Origin of the sequence: Mycolicibacterium aichiense, from assembly GCF_010726245.1 — a bacterium.
Classification (GTDB): domain Bacteria; phylum Actinomycetota; class Actinomycetes; order Mycobacteriales; family Mycobacteriaceae; genus Mycobacterium; species Mycobacterium aichiense.
Genome location: NZ_AP022561.1, coordinates 2625417 through 2651608, shown reverse-complemented (window position 1 = coordinate 2651608; position 26192 = coordinate 2625417). Strand labels below are relative to the sequence as shown.

Genomic DNA, 26192 nt, shown 5'->3' with positions numbered 1-26192 from the left:
TAGGGTGATCGCGTGCTCGACTACATTCGCGACGCCGCCGAGATCTATCGGCAGTCGTTCGCGACGATTCGCGCCGAGGCCGATCTGGCCGCGTTTCCCGAGGATGTCGCGCGGGTCGTCGTCCGGTTGATCCACACCTGCGGCCAGGTCGACGTGGCCGAGCATGTGGCGTTCACCCCCGGAGTGGTCAGCGCGACGCACGCCGCCTTGCTGGCCGGGGCGCCGATCCTGTGCGACTCGTCGATGGTCGCTGCGGGCATCACCGCAGCCCGTCTCCCCGCAGACAACGAGGTGGTGTCGCTGGTGGCCGATCCGCGGGCGCCCGAGCTGGCCCAGCGCACCGGGAACACCCGCTCGGCCGCCGGGGTCGAGCTGTGGGCGGACCGGATGGCCGGAGCCGTCGTCGCCATCGGAAATGCGCCGACGGCTTTGTTTCGGCTGCTGGAGCTCATCGACGACGGCGTGCCCGCCCCGGTGTCGGTGCTGGGCGGACCCGTGGGATTCGTCGGATCGGCGCAGTCCAAGCAGGAGCTGATCGACCGGCCGCGGGGCATGGAGTACCTGGTGGTGCAGGGCCGGCGCGGGGGCAGCGCGATGGCGGCCGCCGCGGTGAACGCGATCGCGAGTGAGCGCGAATGACGGGCGTGCTTTACGGCGTCGGCCTCGGCCCGGGTGACCCCGAGCTGGTCACGGTCAAGGCCGCCCGGATCATCGGTTCGGCCGACGTGGTGGCCTACCACAGTGCGCGGCACGGCCGGAGCATCGCGCGGCGCATCGCCGAGCCCTACCTGCGGGCCGGCCAGGTCGAGGAACACCTGGTCTACCCGGTGACCACCGAGACCACCGAGCATCCCGGCGGCTACGCCGGCGCGATGGAGGACTTCTACCGCGAGGCCGCCGAGCGGATCGCCGCCCATCTCGATGCCGGGCGCGATGTCGCGCTGCTCGCGGAGGGCGATCCGCTGTTCTACAGCTCTTACATGCACATGCACACCCGGCTGACCGAGCGGTTCAGCGCGGTGATCATTCCCGGCGTGACGTCGGTGAGCGCTGCCTCTGCGGCGATCGCGACTCCCCTGGTGACCGGCGACGAAGTGCTCTCGGTGCTGCCGGGCACCATGGGAGTGCGCGAGCTGGCCCGCCGCCTCGCCGACGCCGACGCTGCAGTGGTGATGAAGCTAGGCCGCACGTATCCGCAAGTGCGGGAGGCGCTTTCGATTGCAGGCCGCCTCGACGAGGCGTTCTACGTCGAGCGGGCCAGCACCGACTCGCAACGCGTGCTGCCAGCCGGGGAGGTCGAGGCCGAGTCGGTGCCGTACTTCTCGCTGGCAATCCTGCCGGGCGGTGGACGGGCCAAGCCCGTCACCGGCGGCGTCACAGTGGTCGGCCTCGGCCCCGGCGACATCGAGTGGATGACGCCGCAGAGCCGCCATGAGCTGGCGGCAGCCACCGATTTGATCGGCTACGGCCCCTACCTGGATCGCGTTCCGGCTCGCGCCGGGCAGCGCCGCCACCCCAGCGACAACACCGACGAACCCGAGCGGGCTCGCCTGGCGTGCGAGCTGGCCGAGCAGGGACGGGCCGTCGCGGTGGTGTCCTCGGGTGATCCCGGCGTCTTCGCGATGGCAACCGCGGTGCTCGAAGAGGCCAAGCAGTGGCCGAACGTCGCCGTGCGCGTGATCCCGGCGATGACGGCCGCGCAGGCTGTCGCCAGTCGGGTCGGTGCGCCGCTGGGCCATGACTATGCGGTGATCTCGCTGTCCGACCGGCTCAAGCCGTGGGACATCATCGCCGCCCGGCTCTCGGCGGCCGCCGAGGCGGACCTGGTGCTGGCGATCTACAACCCGGCCTCCAAGAGCCGCACCTGGCAGGTCGCGGCGATGCGAGATCTGCTGTTGGAACACCGCGAACCGGGAACGCCCGTGGTGATCGGCCGCGACGTGGCCGGACCGCGCGAGTCGGTGAAGGTGGTGCGGCTCGGCGATCTGGACCCCGCCGACGTCGACATGCGGTGCCTACTGATCGTGGGCTCTTCGCAGACCCAGTGGTATGGCGACACGGTGTTCACACCGCGCCGCTACCCTCAGTAATATCTTTGGCCTCATTGACCACAGCCGTCACAATCGGGCCGAATCTGTCAGGCAATCGAACTAATGTTCGAAGAATGATGGAGGTGCTGGACGATGTGCTGACCGCCTGGGAGAAGGCGGCGGCGCAACCGGCGGCCGGCGTACCAGCACCCGAACTGCTGGCGGTGCTCGAGCGTATCGAGCGGCTACGGCGGCTGCTGCCCGCAGTGGAGCACACTGTCCTGACGCAGCTCCAGTCCCAGACGTCACCTGTCGAGATGGGCGCCAAATCCTGGCGTGCAGTCCTGACCCACCGCCTCGGCATCAGCAGCGCCGACGCGACCCGCCGACTGAGCGACGCCGGCGAGCTCGGGCCGCGGCTATCCCTTACCGGAGAAGCACTGCCACCGAGTCTGCCCGCGACCGCGGCCGCCCAAGGTCGTGGAGAGATAGGCGCCGACCACGTGGCGGTGATCCGGTCGTTCATGGATCACCTACCCGCATCGGTCGACGGGGCAACCCGCGAGCACGCCGAAGCCCAACTGGGTGGGCTGGCCGGCGGGCTCACTCCTGAGGCACTGCGCAAACTTGCTCACCAGCTGATGGCCATGATCAACCAGGACGGCATCCTCGACGATGAGCGCGACCAGGCCCGCAAACGCGGGATCGTCATCGGTCCACAACAAGTCGACGGCATGAGCAAGATATCGGGCTGGGCGGATCCGGAATTGCGCGCGGCTCTGGACGCCATAAACGCGAAGCTCGCTGCGCCCGGACAGTGCAACCCCGACGACGCAGCGCCCTGCGTGGACGGTGCACCCAGCGAACAACAGATCACCGGTGACTCGCGCTCGTCAGCCCAACGCACCCATGACGCCCTCAAGACCGTCTGCATGGCCATGCTCTCCTCTGGAAAGCTCGGTCAGCACAACGGATTGCCCGTCACCATCGTCGTCACCACCAGCCTCGAGCAGCTGACCTCCGCCGCCGGACTGGCCCACACCGGCGGCGGCACTTACCTGCCCATGCCGACCGTCATCCGGTTGGCCGCCCAGGCCCATCCTTTCCTGACCCTGTTCGAATCACCAAGAGACATCAAGCTTTACTACGGGCGCAGCCGCCGAACCGCCAGTCCCGGCCAGCGCCTTGCGCTCTTCGCCTTCGACAAGGGATGCACCAAGCCCGATTGCACGGCACCGGCCTATCACAGCCAAGTCCACCACGCCGCCCGCGACTTCGCCCGCGGCGGCAACACCGACATCAACGAACTCACCCTGGCCTGTGGCTGTGACAACCGGATGGTCAATGACGGCCCCACCGGCTGGACTACCCGAAAACGCAGACGAGACAACAAGACCGAGTGGATCCCGCCCCCGCACCTCGACCGCGGGCAATCTCGGGTGAACTACTACCATCACCCCGAAGAGCTTCTCTACTAGAGGCTGGCGACCCAGGTCACTGCGTCATCCACGGTTCCCACCGCCGTCACCCCCGATGGCAGTGGCGGCCGGTCGATCATGACGACGGTGACGCCAAGGTCCTTGGCGGCGGCAAGTTTGGCCTCGGTCAGCGCTCCCCCGCTGTTCTTGGTGACCAACACATCTATTGCGTTGTCCCGCAACAGCATGCACTCCCCATCGTAGGTATACGGCCCGCGCGACAGCAGCACCTCATGGTTACGCGGTAGCACGTCGGCGTCGGGCGGTGTCACCACTCGGATCAGGAACCACGCATCGCTGCCGGTGAAGGGTCGCACTCCCGATCGGCCGGTGGTCAGAAACACCCGCGAAAAGCCTTGCTCTGCCACCAACTCAGCCGCCTCGATGTCGGAGGTCACCCGTAGCGCACCGGCCGGATCCCACGCCGGGCGGAACAGCACCAGGTGCGGCATGCCCAGTTCGGCGCAGGCCTGTGCGGCATGTGCGGTCATGGTGGCGGCGAACGGGTGCGTGGCGTCGACGACGGCACCGATGTCGTTGTCACGCAGCCACTGTTGCAGGCCGTCCACTCCACCGAATCCGCCGATACGGACCGGCCCGACCGGCAGCGCCGGATCCGGCACCCGGCCGGCCAGCGAGCTGACGATGTCGAAGTCGGGGTGCAGCCGCGCCGCCAGCGCCCGCGCCTCCCCTGTACCGCCGAGCAGCAGGATGCGCATCAGTGCCTGCTGCCGCGGGTCCGGCCAGCGGAATACAGGTAGCTGTCGGTAAAGCCCTCGGCGGCAAGCACATCGCCGATGATGATCACCGCGGTCTTGGTGATCTGTGCGTCGTGCATCTTCTCGGCGATGTCGGCGAGCGTGCCACGCAGCACGACCTCCTGTGGCCAGCTGGCGAACGCGACAACGGCGACGGGGGTATCCGGTCGGTAGCCACCCTCGAGCAGTTGCGGCACTATCGCGTCGATCCGGTGCGCGGCCAGGTGCAGCACCAGCGTCGCGCCGGGCTTGCTGAGGGTGACCAGGTCTTCACCCGCGGGCATCGCGGTCGACAACGTGGACACCCGGCTCAGCGTCACGGTCTGCGCCACCCCGGGCACGGTGAGCTCCCGGCCCAGCGCCGCGGCGGCGGCAGCGAATGCCGGTACGCCGGGGACGATCTCGTAGCCGATGCCGAGCGCGTCGAGGTGGCGACATTGCTCGGCGAGCGCGCTGTAGATCGCCGGGTCACCGGAGTGCAGCCGTGCCACGTCGAGCCCGGCCGCATCGGCGGCGGCCAGCTCGGCGATGATCTGCTCCAGGGTCAGCGGGCCGGTGTCCACCACCTTGGCGTCGGGTGGACACAGCGCCAGCAGGTCGTCGGGCATGATCGAGCCGGCGTACAGGCAGACCGGGCACTGTTGCAGCAACCGCTGCCCGCGCACCGTGATCAGGTCGGCCGCACCCGGTCCGGCGCCGATGAAGTAGACCGTCACTGCTTGGTCACCACCCACTGTGTGATCGGCCGCGCAGGGCGCCAGCTCGCGAACCCGCCCAGCGGCTCGGCTTCGTAGTGCTGGAATTTCCGTAACTCACCACCGAGCCGCGAATACCATTGGACCAGAATCGCTTCGGATTCAAGGGTGACGGCATTGGCGACGAGTCTCCCACCGGTAGGAAGGTTTTCCCAGCACGCTTCCAGCATTCCGGACGTCGTCAGGCCGCCCCCTATGAAGATGGCCGATGGGCTTGGCACGCCGTCGACGCCACCTTCGCCGATTCTGGCGTCGTAGAACGCCTTCGGCGCTGCGCCGCGCACGTCGATGTCGACGGCGTGTGCTGAGGCATTGACTCCAATGAACATTTGGCGTTGCTCGTCGCGCTCGAAGGCCACAGCGCTACACCCCGGCCACGTGCGGCACCACTCGACGGCGATGCTGCCAGAACCCGAGCCGACGTCCCAAAGTCGCTGCCCGGGCCGGGGCGCCAGGGCTGCGACGGTCGCCACCCGGATTGCCTGCTTGGTGATCTGGCCATCGTTCATGTACGCGGCCTCGTCGGCCGGCCATACCCTGCCTTCCGGCAGGTAGCGGACGGCGATCACGTGCAGGTCGTCGATGTCGGCCGGCGGGTCATCCGCCCAGTCCCGCGCGATCCCGTCGCGGCGACGTTCACGGTGGCCGCCGAGTTGCTCGAGAAGGGTGAGCTCGGAATCGCCACGGCCGTGGTTGAAGAGCTGGATCGCCAGCGCCCTCAGGTCGGGTCCACCCTTGGACAACACGATCGCCTGACCGCCGCGGCGTACCGCCTTTCGCACATCATCCAGCATCAGGCTGATCACCTCGGTGTCCTGGACCGACCAGCCGAGCCGGGCACACGCCAACGTCACGCTCGACACATGCGGCAACACCCGCACCCGGTCAGCCCCGCACACCCGGATCAGCGAGGCGCCGACCCCGTGCAGCATCGGATCACCACTGGCCACCACATGCACGTCACCGTCGAAGTCCCGAACCGCACACAACGCGTCCAGGAAGGGCTTGCCCCACTCCCGGCGGTCCGCAGTCACCGACTCGTCCAGCAGATCCAGCTGCCGCTTCGCCCCGTAAATAACGGTGGCCCTGCGCAATTCGGCGCTGGCCGCCGGAACCAGACCGGCCATACCGTCGGCGCCGATTCCGACCACAGTGATCATCGCGGCAGCCTCCGCCACACCGCGCGGGGCGTCATCCGAAACGCGAACGCCAGCAGACGAAGTGGCGCAGGCACCCACACCTCGCGACGCCCACTGCGCAGGGCCCGGGCCGTCGCATCGGCCACCTTTGCCGGCGTGGTCGACAGCGGTGCAGGGTCCATTCCCTCGGTCATCCGGCCGATCACGAATCCTGGCCGCACCAGCAGCAGAGCCACCCCGCTGCCGTGCAGCGCGTCGGCCAGCCCACAGGCGAAGGCATCCAGTCCGGCCTTGGCCGAGCCGTACACGTAGTTGGCGCGCCGCGCCCGCACCCCGGCGATCGACGAGAACACCACGATCGCTCCCCGGCCTGCCGTGCGCATCGCCGCGGCGAGCAGCGTCAGCAGGCTGACCTGAGCGACGTAGTCGGTGTGCACCACCGCCACCGCGTGTGCAGCGTCGGCTTCGGCGCGCGGCTGATCGCCCAGGATTCCGAACGCCAGGACGGCCGTGCCGATCGGTCCGTGCTCGGCCACCAGACGCCCGATCAGCGGACCGTGGGCCGCGACGTCGTCGGCATCGAACTCGACGGTGTGCACCGCCACGGCGCCGGCTGCACGCAGCATGCTGACCTGCTGCTTCAACTGATCGGCGCGCCGCGCTGCCAGCACCACGGTGGCGCCGGGCGCCAACCGCTGCGCGAGCTCGACGCCGATCTCGCTGCGGCCGCCGAAGATCACCACCGGACCGGCCCCCGTGTCACTCACACTCCGAGATTATTCACTGCGCTAGCGTGGACGTTGATGGCGAACTCAACGACCCGGCTGACCAGCGATGCGCTGGCATTCCTCACCGAACGCCACCTCGCGATGCTGACCACCTTGCGCGCCGACAACTCACCACACGTGGTGGCGGTCGGCTTCACCTTCGATCCCAAGACCCACATTGCCCGGGTCATCACCAGTGACGGCTCGCAGAAGGCGATCAACGCCGAGCGGTCCGGCGTCGGGGTGCTGTCCCAGGTCGACGGCGCCCGGTGGCTGTCCCTGGAAGGCCAGGCCAGCGTCAACCGGGATCCCGCCGCTGTTCGCGACGCCGAACTCCGCTACGCCCAGCGCTACCGCACGCCGCGAGTCAATCCGAAGCGCGTCGTCATCGAGGTGCACATCACCCGTGTGCTGGGTTCCTCGAGTCTGCTGGATCACACGAAGGCTTAGACCGGTACCACCGTCAGCCCGTGCGGGCCGGTGTTCACCGCCTCGGCACCGTCCTCTGTGACGATCACGATGTCTTCGATGCGCGCACCCCACTTGCCGGGGAAGTAGATACCCGGCTCGACAGAGAACGCCATCCCCTCCGCCAGCGGCAGGTCATTGCCCGCGACGATGTAGGGCTCCTCGTGGACCGACAGTCCGATGCCGTGCCCTGTGCGGTGCACGAAATAGTCCGCCAGCCCGGCTTGCGCGAGCACGTCGCGGGCGGCGGCGTCGACCTGCTCGGCCGTCACGCCGGGACGGACCGCCTCGACCGCGGCGGCCTGCGCGCTCTGCAGCACCGCGTACTGTTCGGCGATGTCGGCGCTGGGCTCACCGAGGCTGTAGGTGCGGGTGCAGTCGGAGTTGTAGCCGGGCGCGTACGGGCCGCCGATGTCGACGACGACGATGTCGCCGGCCTGCAGGACCCGGTCGGACTGTTCGTGGTGTGGGTCGGCACCGTGCGGACCGGACCCGACGATGATGAACGCCACCGCTGAATGCCCCTCTGCCACAATGGCTTCGGCGATGTCCGCGGCAACCTCGGCTTCGGTCCGGCCGGGCTTCAGGAACTCGGGCACCCGGGCGTGGACCCGGTCGATCGCCGCGCCCGCCTTGCGCAGGGCGTCGATCTCGGCCGGATCCTTGATCATTCGCAACGACCGCAACACCTCGGTGGCGAGCACCGGCACTGCGCCGAGCCGTTCGGCCAGCGGCAGCAGGTGCAGCGCGGGCATCGAGTCGGTCACCGCGATCCGGGCATGTCCCCCCAGCGCGGCCGCCACAAGCTCGTACGGGTCGTCGCCGTCGACCCAATCCTGAACGCTCAGGCCGAGTTCGAGGATCGCGGATTCCTTGAGCGACGCCAATTCCAGCCGCGGCACCACCACGGTCGGCGCACCGGTCGCCGGTACCACCAACGCGGTCAGCCGTTCGAACGTCTGCGCCGCCGAGCCGACGAGGTAGCGCAGGTCGTATCCCGGAGTGATGACGAGCCCCGCCACCCCGGCAGCGGAGGCTGCGGCTGCTGTGGCGGCGAGGCGGCGGGCATAGACGTCGCTACTGAAACGGTCGGTCATGCCAGCCAGGCTAGCCGCAGGTATCCGCTACGGGTAGCTGGCGACCTCGACCAGGTTTCCCTCGGGGTCGCGGCAGTAGTGGGACGTCATCGTGCCGAGTGCGCCGGTTTTGGTGACCGGCCCGTCGGTGATGGTCACCCCGGCCTCCCGCAGCTGCGCCTCCACCTCGTCAGGGGCAGCCGTGGTGATGAAGCACAGATCGAGCGACCCCGGTGAATCCGCCGCTCCCGTCGGCCAGTTCGGCGCACCGGTGGGACGCAGGTTCAATTTCTGATCGCCGAAGCGCAGCGCAATACGGTTTCCGGCGAACACCTCGCGGCGCATGCCGAGCACGCGGACGTACCAATTGGCGACGGCCTCCACGTCACGGCAGTTGAGCACGACGTGGTCGATCCGCTCGATGGCGAACGACATCCCCCGACGCTACTGGCAGGATGGCTCGCATGTCTGCACCGGTGTTGCTGCTCGACGGCGCGAGCATGTGGTTTCGTTCGTTCTTCGGGGTGCCCTCGTCGATCACCGCGCCTGACGGCCGGCAGGTCAACGCCGTGCGCGGCTTCCTGGACAGTGTGGCGACGCTGATCACCCGCGAACGCCCGAGCCGCCTGGTGGTGTGCCTCGATCTCGACTGGCGGCCGCAGTTCCGGGTCGATGCGATCCCGTCGTACAAAGCGCACCGGGTTGCTGAAGAAAAACCCAGCGGGGAAACGGATTTGGAAGAGGTCCCCGACGAGCTCAGCCATCAGGTCGAGATGATCATGGATCTGCTCGACGCGTTCGGGATCGCCACCGCGGGCGCGGAAGGCTATGAAGCCGACGACGTACTGGGCACGCTGGCCACCGCCGAGACGCGCGATCCCGTCGTGGTCGTCAGCGGCGACCGCGATCTGCTGCAGTTGGTGGGCGACGATCCGGTCGCCGTGCGGGTCCTCTACCTGGGCCGCGGGTTGTCGAACGCCACGATGTTCGGACCTGCCGAGGTTGCCGAGAAGTACGGGGTGCCGCCGCATCGCGCCGGCGCCGCCTATGCCGAACTGGCTCTGCTGCGCGGCGATCCGTCCGACGGCCTGCCCGGGGTGCCGGGCGTCGGGGAGAAGACGGCAGCCACGCTGCTGTCGCAGTACGGATCGCTGGAGGACATCCTGGCCGCCGCGCACGATCCGAAGTCGAAGCTGTCCAAGGCTTTTCGCAGCAAGATTCTGGCGGCGACCGACTACATCGAGGCAGCCGGACCGGTGGTGCAGGTGGCCCGTGACGCACCGGTGGCGTTCAGCACCGACGACCGGCTACCGCTGGCGGCCGCCGACCCGTCCCGCGTCGCGGAGCTGGCCCACGCCTACGGCGTCGGCTCGTCGATCGGCCGCCTGCAGAAAGCGCTGGACGCCCTCGACTAGCGGCTACTTCGGCACATGACGGCGCCGAGCGGCTACTTCGGCACATGACGCCGCCGAGCGGCTACTTCGGCCGGCCGACCTCGTAGGTGCCCTTGTCATCCTGGAAGGTGACCGTCACCTGGCGCTTCGTGCCGTCGATGCTCACCTCGCAGGTAAAGGTGTCACCCTTCTTGACCGTCGGGTTCTGGCCGTTGTTGCACTTGACGTCCTTGACGTTCTTGGCACCGTAGCCGTTTGTCTCGTCGGTGAGGATGTTCTGCACACCCTGCTGGGCCTTGCCGATATCGAGCTTTGTGGTCACGAAGAAGCCCGGCTTCCAGAAGCCCAACACCAGCACGACGGCGACGACGATCGCGGCCAGCACGCCGACGACGGTGAACAGCACTGCCGACGACTTCTTCGCACCCTCATCGCCGGGCTGCGGGTACGGCGCGTACTGCCCAGGCTGGTTGGGGTCGCCCGGCTGCTGCGGGTACTGACCCGGTTGCTGCGGGTACTGGCCGTACTGCGGTTGCCCGTACTGCGGTTGCCCGTACTGCGGATACTGCTGACCCGGCTGCGCGTAGGTGCCCGGGTTGTATTCGGTGGGCTGCTGGTACGGCTGCTGCGGGTACTGCTGACCGGGCTGCTGGCCGTACTGCGGGTATTGCTGCGGGGTGTAGGCGGGCGGCTGCCAGGCCGGCGGCTCACCGGACGGCTGCTGCCAGGCCGGGGTCTCGCTGCCGCTGGGCTGTTGCTCGGAGCCGGGGGCAGGCTGATCCTGACCTTGCCCGGGTTGAGCCTGCCAGGGATTAGGTTCTGATCCCTGCGGTCCGCTCATCGTCTCTCCTTGATCTGGTAGCGATTCGCCGCTCCCACCGTAGCGTTTGCATGAGCCTACCCGCCATCAACAGCGACGACGCCGCGCCGGATGTCGTCGATGGCACGGTTTGCGGTCTTACGCAGCCCGGCTTCGGGCCCGGCATTGCGGACCTGGTCGAGCAGATCCAGCACTTGTCGGCACCACCGCACGAAATCGCCAGCCGGCAGCGGGGTCCCGGCACCGGCGACGTCGGAGGCCGCCAGCGCGGCCGCCAGGTCGCCGGTCGTCGCCCATCGATAGATGGCGGCGACGAATCCTTCGTCGGGCTCGCGTGTCGGGCTGATCCGGTGCCGGTTCTCGTCGGCCCGCAGTTGCCCGGACATCCGCCGCATCTCCACCAGCGCGCGCCGCACGTTGGCTGTCGGCATCTCGATGGCGTGCGATGGGGTGGGGCCATCGCTGCCGCGGGTCTCGAATACCACCGCGGACAGCGCCGCAGCGAGCTCGGCGGGCGCCAGACCCTTCCAGATGCCCTTACGCAGGCATTCGGCGACCAGCAGATCGCTTTCGTTGTAGATCCGGGTCAGCAGCCTGCCGTCGGCGGTGACGCCGAAATCACCGTCGCGCTCTTCGATGAAGCCGCGCTCGGTCAGCAGCCCAAGGATCCGGTCGAACGTGCGGGCCAGCGAGTTCGTCGCCGCGCTGACCTTCTTGCGGATCTGCTCGTTGTCACGCTCGACCCGCAGATAACGCTCGCCGATACGAACCTTTGCCTCCCGGCCGGCCATGTCGTGAACGGAATGCTTGCGCATCGACTCCCGCAACGCGAGCAGTTCGGGATCGATGTCGGGTGCGTCCTCGGCGTCGCCGCGACGTTTCCTGGTCGACGGCACCCGCAGCCCGGCCGCCGCCGACCGCAGTGCCGACGCCAGGTCGCGGCGCACCCGCGGCTGCCGGTGCTCCACCCGTTTGGGTAGCGTCATCGATCCGATCGCCGCCGCGGCTCCGGTGAAGTCGGCCGAGGAAACCCTTCCGGCCCAATGATGTTCGGTCAATACCAGCGGCCGCGGATCGGTCGACTCGTTGGCCGGCTCCAGCACCACGGCCAAGCCACCGCGGCGGCCCTGGGTGATGTTGATGATGTCGCCGCGGCGCAGCGCCGCCAGCGTGTCCGTGGTCGCCTGCCTGCGTTGCAGCCGCGAGGCCCGCGATTGCGCCCGCTCCCGCTCGGTGATCCTCGCGCGCAGCCGCACGTAGTCGAGGATCGCCGGCTCCTTGTCCGGTTGTTTGCGGCGATCCCAGCCCAGCTCGGTGGCGATGTCGTCGAGCATCTTCTCGCCACGTTCGACTCCGCGGACCAGCCCCACCACCGACCGGTCGGCCTGGAACTGCGCGAACGACCGCTCCAGCAACTGATGCGCCTGCTCCGGACCCATCTGGTTCACCAGATTGATCGTCATGTTGTACGACGGCGCGAACGAGCTTCGCAGCGGGAAGGTCCGGGTGGACGCCAGCCCGGCCACCTCCGCCGGCTCGACTTCGGGAGTCCACAGCACGACGGCGTGGCCCTCGACATCGATCCCGCGGCGGCCCGCACGCCCGGTCAGCTGGGTGTACTCCCCCGGCGTCAGCGGCAGGTGCTGCTCGCCGTTGAACTTGACCAGCTTCTCCAGCACGACGGTGCGGGCCGGCATGTTGATGCCCAGCGCCAGTGTCTCAGTGGCGAACACGGCCTTGACCAGCCCGGCGGTGAACAGTTCTTCGACGGTGTGCCGGAACACCGGCAGCATGCCGGCGTGGTGGGCGGCCAGCCCGCGCAGCAGCCCTTCGCGCCACTCGTAGTAGTCGAGCACCGCCAGGTCCGCGTCGGCGAGATCGCCGCAGCGGCGGTCGATCACCTCCGCGATCCGCTTACGGTCCTCGTCGTCGGTCAGCCGCAGCGGGCTGCGCAGACATTGTTTGACCGCGGCGTCGCAGCCGGCGCGAGAGAAGATGAAGGTGATCGCCGGCAGCAGACCCTCACGGTCCAGCGAGGCGATCACATCGGGGCGCGACGGCGGGCGGTGCAGGCCCGATCTCCCACCGGGGCGCCCGGGCCCGCGGCGGCGCGGCTCCCAGTCCGTCAACCGCTCGGCCTCGCGCCGATGCGCGATGTGGCGGATGAGGTCCGGATCGACGAGGTGCTGCTTACCCTCGCGGTCGTAGTCGAACAGGTCGAACAGCCGCTTGCCCACCAATACGTGCTGCCACAACGGAACCGGCCGGTGCTCGTCGACGACGACGGTGGTGTCACCGCGCACGGTCTGGATCCAGCCGCCGAACTCCTCGGCATTGCTGACCGTCGCCGACAGGCTGACCAGCCGCACATCGTCGGGCAGATGCAGGATGACCTCTTCCCACACCGCACCGCGCATGCGGTCGGCAAGGAAGTGCACTTCGTCCATCACGACAAAGGACAGCGCACGCAACGTTTCGGATCCGGCGTAGAGCATGTTGCGCAGCACCTCGGTGGTCATCACCACCACCGGAGCGTCGCCGTTGACCGACTGGTCGCCGGTCAGCAAGCCGATGTTCTCCGCGCCGTACCGGCGCACCAGATCGTTGTGTTTCTGGTTGCTCAGCGCCTTGATCGGCGTGGTGTAGAAGCACTTTCGGCCCGCGGTGAGCGCCAGGTGTACCGCAAACTCGCCGACCACCGTCTTGCCCGCGCCCGTCGGTGCGCAGACCAGCACCCCGTGGCCGCGTTCGAGGGCCTCACATGCCTTGCGCTGGAACGGGTCGAGCCGGAATGTCAGCAGCTCGGTGAACTGCGCCAGGCTCCCGCCGGCCTCAGGTGATGTCGTCATGCTGTGCCGCATACGTCGTCGGGGCGGCCACCGGTTCCGGCGCCTCGATGGGTGCGGCCTGCTCGTCGGGAATCTCGGCCTGCGCCTCGCGCTTGGCCTTGCGACGGTCGTTGATCCGGGCGATCTGGATGGCGAATTCCAGGAGCAGCGTCAGTGCGAGCCCCAGCGCCAGCATCGAGAACGGGTCAGAGCCGGGCGTGGCGAATGCGGCGAAGACGAACACCCCGAAGATCAGGCCGCGCCGCCACGATTTCAGCCGCGCATACGTCAGCACGCCGATCAGATTCAGCATGATGATCAGCAACGGGAACTCGAAGCTCACACCGAAAATCAACAGCAGGTTGATCAGGAATCCGAAGTACTGGTCACCGGACAGGGCGGTCACCTGGACGTCGCTACCGACCGTCAACAGGAAGTGCAGGGCCTTCGACAGGACGAAGTAGGCCAGCACGGTGCCGGCCACGAACAGCAGCGCGGCGAAGAAGACGAACACCGAGGCGAAGCGGCGTTCGTTGCGGTACAGCCCCGGGGTGATGAACGCCCACAACTGGTAGAGCCACACCGGGCAGGCCATTACGATGCCCGCGGTCAGGCCGACCTTGAGCCGCAGCATGAACTGGTCGAACGGCGCCGTCGCCAGTAGGCGGCAGCCCCCGTCGGCACTGATGTCGGCGCGCGCCGATTGGGGCAGCGAGCAGTACGGCTCGCGCAACCATTCACCCAGGCTTTCCAGCCCGAGGAACCCGTGGCTGTACCAGAGGAATCCGATGATCGTGGTCAGCGCGACCGCACCCATCGCGATCAGCAGGCGGTACCGCAGTTCCCGGATGTGGTCGACGAGGGACATGGTCCCGTCCGGATTGACGCGGCTGCGCCGTTGTCGAGGGTCCAGCCGCGACAGAAGTTTAGGTGTGCGCACGGCAGCGGCAGACTACGGGCGCCGAGGCGCCCGGTCGTCGTCGGTTCAGGCCGGTTTGGCGTCGGTGTGGCTCTGAGCCGGCGGGGTCACCGGTGCCTCGACGCGCTCGGACTGCACCTGAGTGGGCGGCTGCGCGGGCGTGACGGGCGTGTCCGCCTTGTGCTCGTTCTGCAGCTCCTTGACCTCTGACTTGAAGATCCGCATCGACTTACCCAGTGAGCGGGCAGCATCAGGCAACCTCTTCGACCCGAAGAGCAGCACGACCACCGCGATGAGAATCAGCCAGTGCCACGGTTGTAGAGCACCCAATTTGGTCACCTCCAGAAGTTGTCTCGATGCTACCCCACCGGCCCCACGTCCAGCCGGTATGCAGGTCAGCCGCTCAGCTCGGAATACGCGGCCAGGGCCGCGGCGGCACTCTCGCGGACCCGGCTCACCAGCGACTCCGGCTCGAGGACTCGGACATCGGCGCCGAATCCCAGCAGCGCCCGGCACATCCACTCCTCGGATGCGTAGGTCATCGACGCCTTGTGATAACCGTCGGGCAACTCCTCGAGGATCCGCATCGGGTAGTACTCGAGCATCCAGGTCGCGGTCGGCGCGAGCAGCAAGGTCGCGGCCGGCAGCGCCGGATCGGCATCGAAGAGTGAGGTGTCCGGTGGTGCCTGCTTGGCCGGCTCGGGCGGGACGGCGGCCTGGTCGAGCACGGTGGCGGAGACGATGCGATCGAACCGGAACAGCCGCACCCCCTCCGCGTCGCGGGCCCAGGCCTGCAGATAACTGTGGTCGCCGACCAGCACCACCCGGATGGGGTCGACGACCCGGCTGGTCAATGTGTCCCGGGACGCCGAGTAGTACTCGATGTTCAGGGCGCGACCATCACGAACAGCGGCGCGCACCGCGGCGGCGGTGTCGCTTTCGATCGGCGCTCGCTCGTCCACCGCGGCGACGGCATGGGTGTGGTCGTGGCCGACGGTGCCGGCCGCCGATTCGATCTTGGCGATGGCGCTCAACGCGGCCTGCGGGTCGACGACACCGGGGATGTCGACCAGCGCCCGCAGCGCCACCAGCAGACCGGTCGCCTCCGGCGAGGTCAGCCGCAACGGCTCGTCCATGCCCGCCGAAAACGTCACTTTGATCGAGTCGCCGGAGAACTCGAAGTCGATCAGATCGCCGGGACCGTATCCCGGCAGGCCGCACATCCAGAGCTGATCGAGGTCCTGCTGGAGCTGCTTGCGGGTGACGCCGAGATCGGCGGCGGCCTCGTCGTAGGTGATGCTGGGGTTGGCCTTGAGGTACGGCACCATGTTGAGCAGCCGCACCAGACGCGTCGAGACGGGTGTCATGCGCGGTCCCCTGCTTGGGCGCGCAGCCGAGCCAGCACGTCGTCGCGCAGTGTGGCCGGCTCCAGGACCAGCGCGTCTGCCCCGTAGCCGGCGACCTCGCGGGCGAGCCGGTCGCGGGTGCCGATGTCGAGTTCGATCACCTCTCCCGAGCGGCCGCCGATGCTGCGCGTTCCGGTGGATTTGCCGTTGCGGCGCAACGACATCGCCTTCCCGTCGGCAACCCATACCGAAGCCTGCACCCCGCTGGGTGCTTCACCGATCGCCCGGTCGACGATCGCCCGCAGATCAACCCCGGCGGGTCTGGTGACAGATCCCGGCGGCCCGACCGTTGTGATGTCGGCGCCGATGCGGGACAGCCGAAATGTTCTGGTGGCATTGCGATCCCGGTCATGCCCGACGAGATACCAGCGGCCCCGGTCGGTGATGACCCCCCACGGTTCGACGGTGCGCACGGTGTAGGGGTCGGTCGGCAGCGAACGATGCCGGAACTGAACCGGTTGACCGGAGTCGATGGCCGACAACAGGTTTCCCAGCACGTCTTCGGATCCGCGCAACCCGGGCGGTCCCGAAGCGGTGGTGATCGCGACGGCGGCATCGGGGTCCACGTCGACGCCCGCCGCCCGCAGCTTCAGCAGGGCGCCCTGGGTCGCGGTGATCAGTTCCGGCGATTCCCAGAGCTTGGTGGCGATCGCGACGGCGCCCGCCTCCTCGTCGGTGAGTTCGATGTCGGGCAGCGCGTAGGCGTCGCGGTTGATCCGGTAGCCCTCGGTGGGGTCGAACGACGACACCCGCCCGGTTTCCAAGGGGATGCCCAGATCGCGCAACTCGTTCTTGTCGCGCTCGAACATCCGGGAGAACGCCTCGTCGCTGGGGCTCTCGGCGTAGCCGGCCACGCTGGCGCGAATGCGGTCCGCGGTGATGTAGCCGTGCGTGGACAGCAGCGCGATGACGAGGTTCATCAACCGCTCTACTTTGGATGTCGCCACTCGGAAAACCTTAGCGGGAAACGGTGCGCCGCCCCTGCGGCGCGCTCGTCACATGCTGGCGATGAGTCGCTTCACCCGCTCGTCGACCGAGCGGAACGGGTCCTTGCACAGCACCGTGCGCTGAGCCTGGTCGTTGAGCTTGAGATGCACCCAGTCGACGGTGAAATCGCGACCCGCCTCCTGGGCGGCACTGATGAACTCGCCGCGCAACTTGGCCCGCGTGGTCTGCGGCGGGGTGTCGACGGCAGCCTCGATCTCCTCGTCGGTGGTGATCCGAGTGGCCAGGCCCTTGCGCTGCAACAGGTCGAAGACGCCGCGGCCGCGCTTGATGTCGTGGTAGGCCAGGTCCAGCTGGCTGATCTTCGGGTCGGACAGCTCCATGCTGTATCGGTCCTGATACCGCTGGAACAGCTTGCGCTTGATCACCCAGTCGATCTCGGTGTCGACCTTGGCGAAGTCCTGGCTTTCGACGGCGTCGAGCTGGCGGCCCCACAGGTCGACGACCTGGTCGATCTGGGTGTTGGGCTCGCGGGTCTGCAGGTATTCCACCGCGCGGGCGTAGTACTCGCGCTGGATGTCCAGGGCGCTGGCCTGCCGTCCGCCGGCAAGGCGCACCGGGCGGCGTCCGGTGAGGTCGTGGCTGACCTCGCGGATCGCCCGGATCGGGTTGTCCAGTGAGAAATCGCGGAATGCAACCCCGGCCTCGATCATCTCCAGCACCAGCGAGGCGGTCCCGACCTTGAGCATGGTGGTGGACTCGCACATGTTCGAGTCCCCGACGATCACATGGAGCCTGCGGTACTTCTCGGCGTCGGCGTGCGGTTCGTCGCGGGTGTTGATGATCGGGCGCGACCGGGTGGTGGCGCTCGAGACGCCTTCCCAGATGTGCTCGGCGCGCTGGCTCAGGCAGAACGTGGCCGCCTTCGGCGTCTGCAACACCTTGCCCGCGCCGCAGATCAGCTGGCGGGTCACCAGGAACGGCAGCAGCACATCGGAGATCCTGGAGAACTCGCCGGCCCGCACGATCAGGTAGTTCTCGTGGCAGCCGTAGGAGTTTCCGGCCGAGTCGGTGTTGTTCTTGAACAGATAGATGTCCCCGCCGATGCCTTCGTCGGCCAGTCGCTGTTCGGCGTCGATGAGGAGGTCCTCCAACACCCGCTCCCCGGCGCGGTCATGCGTGACCAGCTGCGTCAGGTTGTCGCACTCGGCGGTGGCGTACTCGGGGTGGCTGCCCACGTCGAGGTACAGGCGCGCGCCGTTGCGCAGGAACACGTTCGAGCTGCGGCCCCACGACACCACCCGGCGGAACAGGTACCGGGCGACCTCGTCCGGACTGAGCCGGCGATGGCCGTGGAACGTGCAGGTGACACCGAATTCGGTTTCGATGCCCATGATTCTCCGCTGCACGACTTCGAGCGTACTGGTTGCTGTGGACTAGCGGTGGGCAAGCGGGGGCTAAGCGGGTTCAGAATCCCTGTGGATTACCGAAAAGCCGCCGCCGCGGGACATGCCAGCATGAGCCGTGCCCGAGCGCATCGTCGTCGATTCCGCCAGGTTGGGGGTCCTGGCGGACACGCTGACCCGCAGCGCAGGTGAGCTCGCGGGCGTTGCAATCCCCGGCGTCGCGGAGCTACCCGGTTCTGCGCTGGGCGGATTGGCCGCACCGGCGCGCGTCGCGGCTGAGGTGCACCGACTCGGCACGGCTCTGCAGGATTGGGTTTGCTCGGTGCGCCGGTCGGTGAACGAACTCGACGCCTCCGACGGCGCCACGGCACAGCGCCTCCAGCTGCGGTGAGCCCGCCGGCCGTGTCGCAGGTGGTGATCTGGCGACCGCAGGCGCTGATCGACCTGGCCGGCGCGTGGGACGACGCCGCAGGCCGGCTTCAGGCTCAGGCCGACGCGGTCGACGACGAGGTGGCCGGCAGCGCCGGCGTGTTCACCGGTTCGGCGGCGCGCGCGGCCCGCGAGGCCATCGGCCCAACCACCGCGGGGCTGCGCGGGGTGTGCCGGGCACTGATCCTGGCCGCCGCGCAGGCGCGGGACGCCGCCGAGGTCATCACCCGCTGTCGCGACCGGGTGCTCGAGGTGGTGACGGACGCGCGGGGCGACGGATGCGCGGTGAGCGAGGACGGGACGGTGGCTCCCCCGGCGGCGCCGTCGGCGCTTCTGGTGGCGTGCAGCGGCGGTTCCGAGGCGGTGGCGCGCACGATGCTGGACGTCCGGGCGACCGAGCTGACTCGGGCTCTGCAGGGGGCGCTGTCAGCGCTCGGCGCGGCCGATGCCGAGGCGGCCACCGCGATCGACGCGGCGTTCGACGCCACCCCGGCCGACCCCGCACCGGTGCGCCCGGCAGGGGCCGCAGGCAATCCGGTGGCCGACTGGCCGCACCTGAGCCAGGACGCGATCGCCGCGGCGGTCGCGGGGATGTCCGATACCGACCGGCGGCGGCTGGTCGAGTCCAGGCCCCACGAAGTGGGCAACACCGACGGCGTTCCGTGGGAGACCAGGATCGCCGCCAACCGGATCAACATCGCCGATGCGATCCTCGACCAACGCCGTCGCATCGAGGTGCCCGACGAGGTGAAGTTGCGTGCTGCCGTCGCGCCGACACTAGAAGCGGCTGATGCGGAACGCCTTTGGGCTGCGTTGAACGCAGATCCGAGCATGCGCGCTGCGGCGATCGCCGCCTACGACCACGACGCACGCAGCCGCATCGACTACTACGAGAGCCTGCTCGCCGACGTCGCGGACCCGGTGGACCGCGATCGCCGGGTGCCCAGACAGATCCTGGCCTTCGATCCGCAGCGTGAGAGCTTCATCGAGTTGTCCGGTGACCTGACGCGGGCGCGCGCTCTCGCGGTGTTGGTGCCCGGGCTCAACACCACCTTCGACGGCGCAGCTGACGATGTCGCGACGGCGCGGCGTTTTGTCGCCGGATCCACCGGCGACGTCGCGATGATCACGTATCTGGGTGGCCCGTTCCCAACCGGTCAGCTGGTCGCCGGGTTGGTCGACGCCACCGATCCGCGCTATGCACTGAAGATGGCGCCTCGGCTGGTGGCGTTCAGTGAAGACGTCGAACGACGCGCAGGGTCGATGCCGGTGACCTACGTGGGCCATTCGTACGGCGGGTCGATCCTCGGGACCGCGGAAAGCTTCGGGTTGACCGCCGACCGCGTGATCTACGTTGAGGCCGCGGGTGCCGGTGTGGGCGTTCATGATCCGTCGGACTGGCACAACCGCAACCCCGACGTGTTGCGGTTCTCCCTCACCGCGCCCGGCGATCCGATCGGACTTGTGCAGGGCATCCCGCTCGGGCCGCACGGGGCGGACCCGGACCGGCTGCCGGGTGTGATCCCACTGGCCGCCGGGCGCACCCTCACCGGCGGTCCGATGGGCGGACTTTCTTCGCACAGCGACGTTCTGAACGAGCCGTCCGATGCGTGGCGCAACATCCTCGCGGTCATCACCGGCGACCGCGAGCACATTCGGGTCGGTTGAGATCGGCTACGCCACGGGATAATCCGGGAGCGCCACTCGTTGTCCGGATCCCGTAGATGCGCGGGACATCAACGCAGTCACGGCCTTGGCGGCGGGACTCGCGGCGGCACGGGCGACACCGCGCAACGCCGCGATGCCAATCCGGGTGCGCGGGTTGGCAATCCGCAACACTGCCGGACGGACGACGGGGGCCGAGGCCGTGAACGGCTGCATGCGGTGCTGGTAGCTGACCAGCGCGGCCGCGTGGTCGGCTGTGGCGGCGAGTTCGCCGGCGAGGATATAGGCACCGATCAGCGCGAGGCTGGTGCCCGCACCGCCGAAGGTGGCGTTGCAGAATGCGCAGTCGCCGAGCAGGCCGATGCGGCCCTTGCTCCACGAGGGCACGTGCACCTGGCCGGCGACCGAGAAGTACATCGGTGCGCCTGCCTCGAGCTCGCGCAGAATCCGCGGAGCGGCACCGCCGACGTCGGCGAAAGTCTTGTGCAGGATCGCGACCTGGTCATCCTGGTCGAGATCTTCGATACCGCGGATATCGGAGATGAAGGTCAGGATGGCTCTGGTGCTGCCCAGATTGTCCGGTCGCAGGTGCACACCGCGGGATCGAGTCGCGTGCTGCCAGTTCCACCACTGGTCGTCACTATCGGACCGAGGGATGGTGGCGTAGGCGAAATACATTCCCAGATCGGTGACCTCGGTTGCGCTGACGAACCGGCGCGAACGGGAGCGCAGGCCTTCGGCGACGATCAGGACGTCGGAGTCGAGCACACTGCCGTCGTCGAGCACTGTCGTGACGTAGTCGCCGTGATCGGTGACGTCGGTGATCTGGGTGCCGAAGCGGTAGTCGGTCCGACCCCGGGTGCGTTCGATCAGAATCCGCGACAGTTCGCCGCGCAGGATCTCCAGTTCCGCGGTCGGACCGTCGGGGCCGCCCGGGGCGCCGACCGGAAAGGATGCCGCCGCTGTGCCTGCTGCGGTGACGAACCGGGTCCCGATCTCACCGGTGTTGGCCCGGCGTACCTCGTCTTCGATGCCCATCGTGCGCACGACTTCCCGTGCCGCACCACGGATGTCGACGTTCTGGCCTTCGTCGCGCCGCTGAGGGTAGCGCTCGATGACCGTGGTGCGCCAACCCCGCGCGGTCAGCTGGTCGGCCAGCGCCGGTCCGGCGATTCCCGCGCCGGAGATGACGGCGTGTGGGCTCAGGAGGTGGCCTCCGCGGTGCCCTTGTCGGCGGGCTCGTCACCCGCGCTGGGCAGCAGGGCCTCCAGCGCCGAACCGGTGATCCGCCGGAATGCCCGTCGCGGCCGCTTGGCGTCCAGGATCGCCACCTCCAGGGTGGACGGGCCGAGCACCCGCGGCTCGGCAGGCGGGGTGCTGCCACTACTTGTACTTGTGCCGTTGATACCGGCGCGCAACGCTTCGACGGCGATGCCGACCGCATCCTTGAGCGGCGCATTCTCAGAGTAGGACTCTTTGAGTGCGGTGATGATCGGCTCGGTGGTACCGCCCATGACGACGAAGTGTGGTTCGTCGGCGATCGACCCGTCGTAGGTGATCCGGTACAGCTCAGGGGCTTTCGTTTCACCGAAGTGAGCCACCTCTGCCACGCACAGCTCCACCTCGTAGGGCTTCGCCTGCTCGGTGAAGATCGTTCCGAGGGTCTGCGCGTAGACATTGGCGAGCTGGCGGCCGGTCACGTCGCGACGGTCGTAGGCGTACCCGCGGGTGTCGGCGAACTGGATGCCGCCGCGGCGCAGGTTGTCGAATTCGTTGAACCGGCCCACGGCGGCGAAGCCGACGCGGTCGTAGAGCTCACTGATCTTCTGCAGTGACCGCGACGGGTTCTCCGCAACGAACAGCACGCCGGAGTCATAGGCCAGCACGACCACGCTGCGGCCCCGGGAAATGCCTTTGCGCGCAAGCTCGGAACGCTCACGCATCGCCTGCTCAGGCGAGATGAAATATGGGAAGCTCACTTAGTCCACCCGCGGTGCTTCGTTGCTGGGTCCCGTGCCGGGCCCGAATGTGTTCGTCGTGGAACGCTTTTCGATCACCTCGCGAGCGAGCGCGGAGATCCGCTCCTCGGGGACGTCGGTGGCGCCCTCGGCCTCGATCGTGACAGCCGTCGGGTATATGCCGCGCACCAGGTCCGGACCGCCGGTTGCCGAGTCGTCGTCGGCGGCGTCGTAGAGCGCCTCAACAGCAGCCCGCAACGCCGAATCCGCATCGGTGACACCGGGATAGAGCTTTTTGATCGACGACTTGGCGAACAGTGAACCGGACCCCACCGACTGGTAGCCCTCCTGCTCGATGTTCCAGCCACCGGCGGCGTCGAACGACACGATCCGTCCGGCCGCTTCGGGATTCGGGTCATCGAGGTCGTAACCCACCAGCAGCGGCAGCGCGACGAAGCCCTGCAGTGCCGCGCCGAGGTTGCCGCGGACCATCGTCGACAGCCGATTCACCTTGCCCGGGAACGTCAGCGGGACGCCCTCGACCTTTTCGTAGTGCTCGAGTTCGACGGCGTACAACCGGGCGAACTCCACGGCGATCGCCGCGGTCCCTGCGATACCGGTGGCCGTGTAGTCGTCGGTGATGTACACCTTCTGCACGTCGCGGCTGGCGATCATGTTGCCCTGGGTGGCGCGGCGATCGCCGGCGATCAGCACACCGCCCGGATATCTCAGCGCGACGATCGTGGTGCCGTGCGGCAGCGCGTCACCGGGCAGCACACCGCTCGCGCCGGTGCTGGTCGGCAGCAGCTGGGGCGCTTCCCGCCGGAGATGATCGGAAAACGAGGACAGATCGGTCAGAGGTGAACTGGTGGCAAGGCGATCAGAGAACGGCCAGGTCACTGTCCGCCCTTTTGCACGTATGCACGCACGAAGTCCTCAGCGTTCTCTTCCAGGACGTCATCGATCTCGTCCAGCAGATCATCGGTCTCTTCAGCGAGCTTGTCGCGACGCTCTTGCCCGCCGGCACCGGCGCTGCCGAGGTCGTCATCCTCGCCGCCCCCGCCGCCACGCTTGGTCTGCTCTTGAGCCATCGCTGCCTCCTGCTCGGGATCGGCGACTGTGTCGTGCCATTCGGCACGGGCCGCCGGTTCTTCTACCCTACCGGTCGAGACCGGTATTGCTCCGTCTAACGAACGTCAGGTCGTGAGTTGTTCCACGAGTTGCACTGCGCTGTCGACCGAATCGAGAAGCGCACCCACGTGGGCCTTGCTACCGCGCAGTGGCTCCAGGGTCGGAATCCGCACCAGTGAATCACCGCCCAGGTCGAAGATCACCGAGTCCCAGCTCGCCGCCGCGATGTCGGCGCCGAAGCGGCGCAGGCACTCGCCACGGAAGTACGCCCGGGTGTCGGTCGGCGGGTTGTCCACAGCGTCGATCACCTCCTGCTCGGTGACCAGACGCTTCATCGAGCCGCGCGCCACCAACCGGTTGTACAGACCCTTGTCCAGCCGGACATCGGAGTACTGCAGATCCACCAGATGCAGCCGCGGGGCCGACCAGCCGAGGTTCTCGCGCTGCCGGAAGCCCTCCAGCAGCCGCAGCTTGGCCGGCCAGTCCAGCAGCTCGGCGCATTCCATCGGGTCCCGTTCCAGCAGGTCAAGGATGTGCGCCCAGGTTTCGACGACCTGCGTGGCCTGCGGATCGGGATCGCGCGCGTCGACCAGCTTGGCCACCCGGTCCAGGTAGATCCGCTGGATGGCCAGCGCGGTCAGTTCCCGGCCGTCGGCCAGTGCCACGGTGGCCCGCAGCGACGGGTCCCGGCTGACAACATGGACCGCGTGGACTGGCCGGGCCAGTGCCAGGTCCGACAGGTCCAGGCCGTATCGGGGCCCTTCCTCGATCAGATCGAGGACCAGCGAGGTGGTGCCCACCTTCAGATACGTCGAGGTCTCGGCCAGGTTCGCGTCGCCGATGATGACGTGCAGCCGGCGGTACTTGTCGGCGTCGGCGTGCGGCTCGTCGCGGGTGTTGATGATGCCGCGCTTGAGGGTCGTCTCCAGGCCGACCTCGACCTCGATGTAGTCGGCGCGCTGGGACAGCTGAAAGCCCGGTTCGTCACCGGACGGGCCGATCCCGACGCGGCCGGAACCGGTCACCACCTGCCGGGACACCATGAACGGCGTCAGGCCCGAAATCACCGCCGAGAACGGGGTGTGCCGGCTCATCAGGTAGTTCTCGTGCGACCCGTAGGACGCGCCCTTGCCGTCGACGTTGTTCTTGTACAGCTGGAGTTTGGCCGCACCGGGCACGCTGGCCACATGCCGGGCCGCGGCCTCCATCACCCGTTCCCCGGCCTTATCCCAGATCACGGCATCCATCGGGTCGGTGACCTCGGGGGCCGAGTACTCCGGATGGGCGTGATCGACGTAGAGCCGGGCGCCGTTGGTGAGGATCATGTTCGCCGCCCCCACCTCGTCGGCGTCGACAATCGGCGGCGGTCCCGACGAGCGGCTCAGGTCGAATCCGCGGGCGTCCCGCAGCGGCGACTCCACCTCGTAGTCCCACCGGGTGCGCTTGGCCCGCTGGATGCCGGCGGCCGCGGCGTACGCGAGCACCGCCTGGGTCGACGTCAGGATCGGGTTGGCGGTCGGATCGGAGGGCGAGGAGATGCCGTACTCCACCTCGGTTCCGATGATCCTTTGCATGGTCGCCAGCCTAGCGGCCGGTGTTGCGCGCCTGGCGCGTGGACGGTGCCACTTCCGGCTAGGGTGACCTGACCCGAAAGCCCACATCGGAGCCGCGCAACGATGACATCTCCGGACCGCTACGCCGAAGAACGCTGGTTTCTCGTTCGCGGCCTTCCGGCCGTGGTGCGGCGCAGCACCCTGGTGCGGCACGTGTGGAGCCGATCGGCCCCGGCCCTGGCCGGGTTGGCGGTGATCGCGGCGAACTCCATCTTGGTCGTCAAGCTGACCGGTAAGCACACCATCGACATCGACGGGCGACCCGACCTCAGCGAGGGTGTGGTGCTGGCGTCGATCGTCGTGGTCCTCCCCTCGGCGATGCTGGTGGGGTGGCTGGTCGCGCGAATCACCACACCCTTCCGGAGGGCGATTGCCGGATACGGGGCGCTGGGCATCATCGTCCTGGCGGCGATCTTCGGCGGTCCCAGCTACCGCATCTGGGTCAATTTCGTGATGGCGGCGTCTTCGGTCGGAATCATCCTGACATTGACAGCGACCGGGCTCGGCTCGATCGCCGGCTGGGCTGCCCGGGACACCATGTCGAACCTGGCGCTCGCCAGCGGAATGTTCGTCCGCGCGCTGCCGGTTGTGCTGCTGACGTTCCTGGTCTTCTTCAACACCTATGTGTGGCTGATGGCGGCGATCGTCAGCCGCGGACGGCTGTGGCTGGCCATCGGATTCTTGTTCGCGATCGCCGCCGCCTTCCTGGTGTCGAGCACCCTGGAGCGGGTCCGCCCGATCCTCGGCGAGACCGCGGCCGGCCCCGAGGACGCAGACCGGCTGGCCGGCACGCCATTTGAGGACATCGCCGACGAACCCGGTGTCGACCCGCTGTCCCGCTTCGAGCGGGCCAACGTGGTGTTCGTGGTGGCAGCCTCGCAGGTCGGCCAGGTGCTGACGGTTGCGCTGGCCACCGGCTCCATCTTCTTCGTACTCGGACTGATCGTGCTCAGCCCGCCGCTGCTGGCGTCGTGGACGCGTGACAGCGGGCGAACCGACGGCCAGATCCTGGGCATGACGCTGCCGGTCCCCGACCCGCTGATCCAGACGACCATGATGCTGACCGCGATCACGTTCATGTACCTGGCGGCCAAGGCCGTCACCGACAAGGAGTACCGCGCGCAATTCCTCGACCCGCTGCTGGCCGAGCTCCGGCTCACCCTGGTGGCGCGGGATCGCTACCGCTCCACGAGGCGGGGACACTGAC

The 26192-nt window shown here is 68.3% G+C and carries 26 protein-coding genes; 8 read left to right on the top strand and 18 right to left on the bottom strand.

The features are described from left to right. Positions 1-12: 12 nt before the first annotated feature. The 3 genes from G6N32_RS12810 (at position 13) to G6N32_RS12800 (ending at position 3508) form a co-directional block, all read left to right on the top strand. Positions 13-639, top strand: coding sequence for a precorrin-8X methylmutase (locus tag G6N32_RS12810; RefSeq protein WP_115319924.1), 627 nt, complete (start codon positions 13-15; stop codon positions 637-639). Further along, positions 636-2090, top strand: coding sequence for a precorrin-2 C(20)-methyltransferase (locus G6N32_RS12805; RefSeq protein WP_115319923.1), 1455 nt, complete (start codon positions 636-638; stop codon positions 2088-2090). The genes G6N32_RS12810 and G6N32_RS12805 overlap by 4 nt, the downstream gene beginning before the upstream one ends. 74 nt (positions 2091-2164) lie before the next feature. Then, complete coding sequence (locus tag G6N32_RS12800) at positions 2165-3508, top strand: HNH endonuclease signature motif containing protein (RefSeq protein WP_115319922.1); 1344 nt, start codon at positions 2165-2167, stop codon at positions 3506-3508. On the opposite strand, the gene G6N32_RS12795 is transcribed toward G6N32_RS12800, so the two are convergent. The 4 genes from G6N32_RS12795 to G6N32_RS12780 are packed head-to-tail and all read right to left on the bottom strand — an operon-like array spanning position 3505 to position 6927. Then, entirely contained in the window at positions 3505-4227 is a 723-nt protein-coding gene (locus G6N32_RS12795) for a cobalt-precorrin-6A reductase (protein WP_115319921.1), read from the bottom strand. The genes G6N32_RS12800 and G6N32_RS12795 overlap by 4 nt on opposite strands. Continuing rightward, the gene (gene cobM, locus G6N32_RS12790; RefSeq protein ID WP_115319920.1) at positions 4227-4982 is read right to left on the bottom strand and encodes a precorrin-4 C(11)-methyltransferase; all 756 of its coding nucleotides are present in this window, start codon (positions 4980-4982) and stop codon (positions 4227-4229) included. The genes G6N32_RS12795 and cobM overlap by 1 nt, the downstream gene beginning before the upstream one ends. Beyond that, the gene (cbiE, locus tag G6N32_RS12785) at positions 4979-6181 is read right to left on the bottom strand and encodes a precorrin-6y C5,15-methyltransferase (decarboxylating) subunit CbiE (protein ID WP_115321125.1); all 1203 of its coding nucleotides are present in this window, start codon (positions 6179-6181) and stop codon (positions 4979-4981) included. Before cbiE ends, cobM begins: the two co-directional genes overlap by 4 nt. Then, positions 6178-6927, bottom strand: a complete 750-nt coding sequence (locus G6N32_RS12780; protein ID WP_115319919.1) for a decaprenylphospho-beta-D-erythro-pentofuranosid-2-ulose 2-reductase — start codon at positions 6925-6927, stop codon at positions 6178-6180. Before G6N32_RS12780 ends, cbiE begins: the two co-directional genes overlap by 4 nt. A 36-nt stretch (positions 6928-6963) precedes the next feature. On the opposite strand from G6N32_RS12780, the gene G6N32_RS12775 reads away from it, so the two are divergent. Beyond that, the gene (locus G6N32_RS12775) at positions 6964-7377 is read left to right on the top strand and encodes a F420-dependent biliverdin reductase (RefSeq protein WP_115319918.1); all 414 of its coding nucleotides are present in this window, start codon (positions 6964-6966) and stop codon (positions 7375-7377) included. Here the strand turns inward: G6N32_RS12775 and G6N32_RS12770 are convergent. Both G6N32_RS12770 and G6N32_RS12765 read right to left on the bottom strand, forming a co-directional pair. Beyond that, positions 7374-8492 carry a M24 family metallopeptidase gene (locus G6N32_RS12770; protein ID WP_115319917.1) on the bottom strand — a complete coding sequence of 373 codons (1119 nt, stop codon included), beginning with the start codon at positions 8490-8492 and terminating at the stop codon, positions 7374-7376. The genes G6N32_RS12775 and G6N32_RS12770 overlap by 4 nt on opposite strands. Positions 8493-8519: 27 nt before the next feature. Next, positions 8520-8906, bottom strand: coding sequence for a VOC family protein (locus G6N32_RS12765; protein WP_115319916.1), 387 nt, complete (start codon positions 8904-8906; stop codon positions 8520-8522). Positions 8907-8935: 29 nt separating this feature from the next. On the opposite strand from G6N32_RS12765, the gene G6N32_RS12760 reads away from it, so the two are divergent. Then, positions 8936-9886: a 5'-3' exonuclease gene (locus G6N32_RS12760; RefSeq protein WP_115321124.1), complete on the top strand. Its 951-nt coding sequence runs from the start codon at positions 8936-8938 to the stop codon at positions 9884-9886. Positions 9887-9947: 61 nt separating this feature from the next. Here G6N32_RS12760 and G6N32_RS12755 read toward each other — a convergent pair whose 3' ends face one another. The 7 genes from G6N32_RS12755 to pafA form a co-directional block, all read right to left on the bottom strand. Then, positions 9948-10706: a DUF4333 domain-containing protein gene (locus G6N32_RS12755; protein ID WP_115319915.1), complete on the bottom strand. Its 759-nt coding sequence runs from the start codon at positions 10704-10706 to the stop codon at positions 9948-9950. 56 nt (positions 10707-10762) lie between these two features. Further along, on the bottom strand, positions 10763-13534 hold the full coding sequence (locus G6N32_RS12750) for a DEAD/DEAH box helicase (protein ID WP_115321123.1): 2772 nt from the start codon (positions 13532-13534) through the stop codon (positions 10763-10765). Beyond that, positions 13518-14453 (bottom strand): twin-arginine translocase subunit TatC, encoded by a 936-nt coding sequence (gene tatC / locus G6N32_RS12745; RefSeq protein WP_115319914.1) that lies wholly within the window; start codon positions 14451-14453, stop codon positions 13518-13520. Before tatC ends, G6N32_RS12750 begins: the two co-directional genes overlap by 17 nt. A 45-nt stretch (positions 14454-14498) precedes the next feature. Then, complete coding sequence (tatA, locus tag G6N32_RS12740) at positions 14499-14762, bottom strand: Sec-independent protein translocase subunit TatA (RefSeq protein WP_036345393.1); 264 nt, start codon at positions 14760-14762, stop codon at positions 14499-14501. 65 nt (positions 14763-14827) lie between these two features. Continuing rightward, on the bottom strand, positions 14828-15799 hold the full coding sequence (locus G6N32_RS12735) for a helix-turn-helix transcriptional regulator (RefSeq protein ID WP_115319913.1): 972 nt from the start codon (positions 15797-15799) through the stop codon (positions 14828-14830). After that, positions 15796-16785: a helix-turn-helix transcriptional regulator gene (locus G6N32_RS12730; RefSeq protein WP_115319912.1), complete on the bottom strand. Its 990-nt coding sequence runs from the start codon at positions 16783-16785 to the stop codon at positions 15796-15798. Before G6N32_RS12730 ends, G6N32_RS12735 begins: the two co-directional genes overlap by 4 nt. A gap of 48 nt (positions 16786-16833) precedes the next feature. Then, the gene (gene pafA / locus G6N32_RS12725) at positions 16834-18192 is read right to left on the bottom strand and encodes a Pup--protein ligase (RefSeq protein WP_110918644.1); all 1359 of its coding nucleotides are present in this window, start codon (positions 18190-18192) and stop codon (positions 16834-16836) included. A gap of 115 nt (positions 18193-18307) precedes the next feature. Here pafA and G6N32_RS12720 point away from each other — a divergent pair, with 115 nt between their 5' ends. Beyond that, the gene (locus tag G6N32_RS12720) at positions 18308-18580 is read left to right on the top strand and encodes a DUF7162 family protein (RefSeq protein WP_115319911.1); all 273 of its coding nucleotides are present in this window, start codon (positions 18308-18310) and stop codon (positions 18578-18580) included. After that, a complete protein-coding gene (locus tag G6N32_RS12715) occupies positions 18577-20286 on the top strand; it encodes an alpha/beta hydrolase (RefSeq protein WP_115319910.1) in 1710 nt (569 codons plus the stop codon). The genes G6N32_RS12720 and G6N32_RS12715 overlap by 4 nt, the downstream gene beginning before the upstream one ends. Positions 20287-20292: 6 nt before the next feature. On the opposite strand, the gene G6N32_RS12710 is transcribed toward G6N32_RS12715, so the two are convergent. The 5 genes from G6N32_RS12710 to dop all read right to left on the bottom strand — a co-directional run bounded on the left by G6N32_RS12710 (position 20293) and on the right by dop (position 24946). Next, positions 20293-21471 (bottom strand): FAD-dependent monooxygenase, encoded by a 1179-nt coding sequence (locus G6N32_RS12710; RefSeq protein ID WP_264028789.1) that lies wholly within the window; start codon positions 21469-21471, stop codon positions 20293-20295. Between the two features lie 14 nt (positions 21472-21485). Further along, entirely contained in the window at positions 21486-22262 is a 777-nt protein-coding gene (prcA, locus tag G6N32_RS12705; protein WP_115319908.1) for a proteasome subunit alpha, read from the bottom strand. Continuing rightward, entirely contained in the window at positions 22263-23141 is an 879-nt protein-coding gene (gene prcB, locus G6N32_RS12700) for a proteasome subunit beta (RefSeq protein ID WP_115319907.1), read from the bottom strand. After that, complete coding sequence (locus G6N32_RS12695) at positions 23138-23332, bottom strand: ubiquitin-like protein Pup (RefSeq protein WP_083120464.1); 195 nt, start codon at positions 23330-23332, stop codon at positions 23138-23140. Before G6N32_RS12695 ends, prcB begins: the two co-directional genes overlap by 4 nt. 105 nt (positions 23333-23437) lie before the next feature. Continuing rightward, the gene (gene dop / locus G6N32_RS12690; RefSeq protein WP_115319906.1) at positions 23438-24946 is read right to left on the bottom strand and encodes a depupylase/deamidase Dop; all 1509 of its coding nucleotides are present in this window, start codon (positions 24944-24946) and stop codon (positions 23438-23440) included. Between the two features lie 102 nt (positions 24947-25048). Between dop and G6N32_RS12685 the strand changes: the two genes are divergently transcribed. After that, positions 25049-26191, top strand: coding sequence for a phosphatidylglycerol lysyltransferase domain-containing protein (locus tag G6N32_RS12685; RefSeq protein WP_115319905.1), 1143 nt, complete (start codon positions 25049-25051; stop codon positions 26189-26191). Position 26192 lies beyond the last annotated feature (1 nt).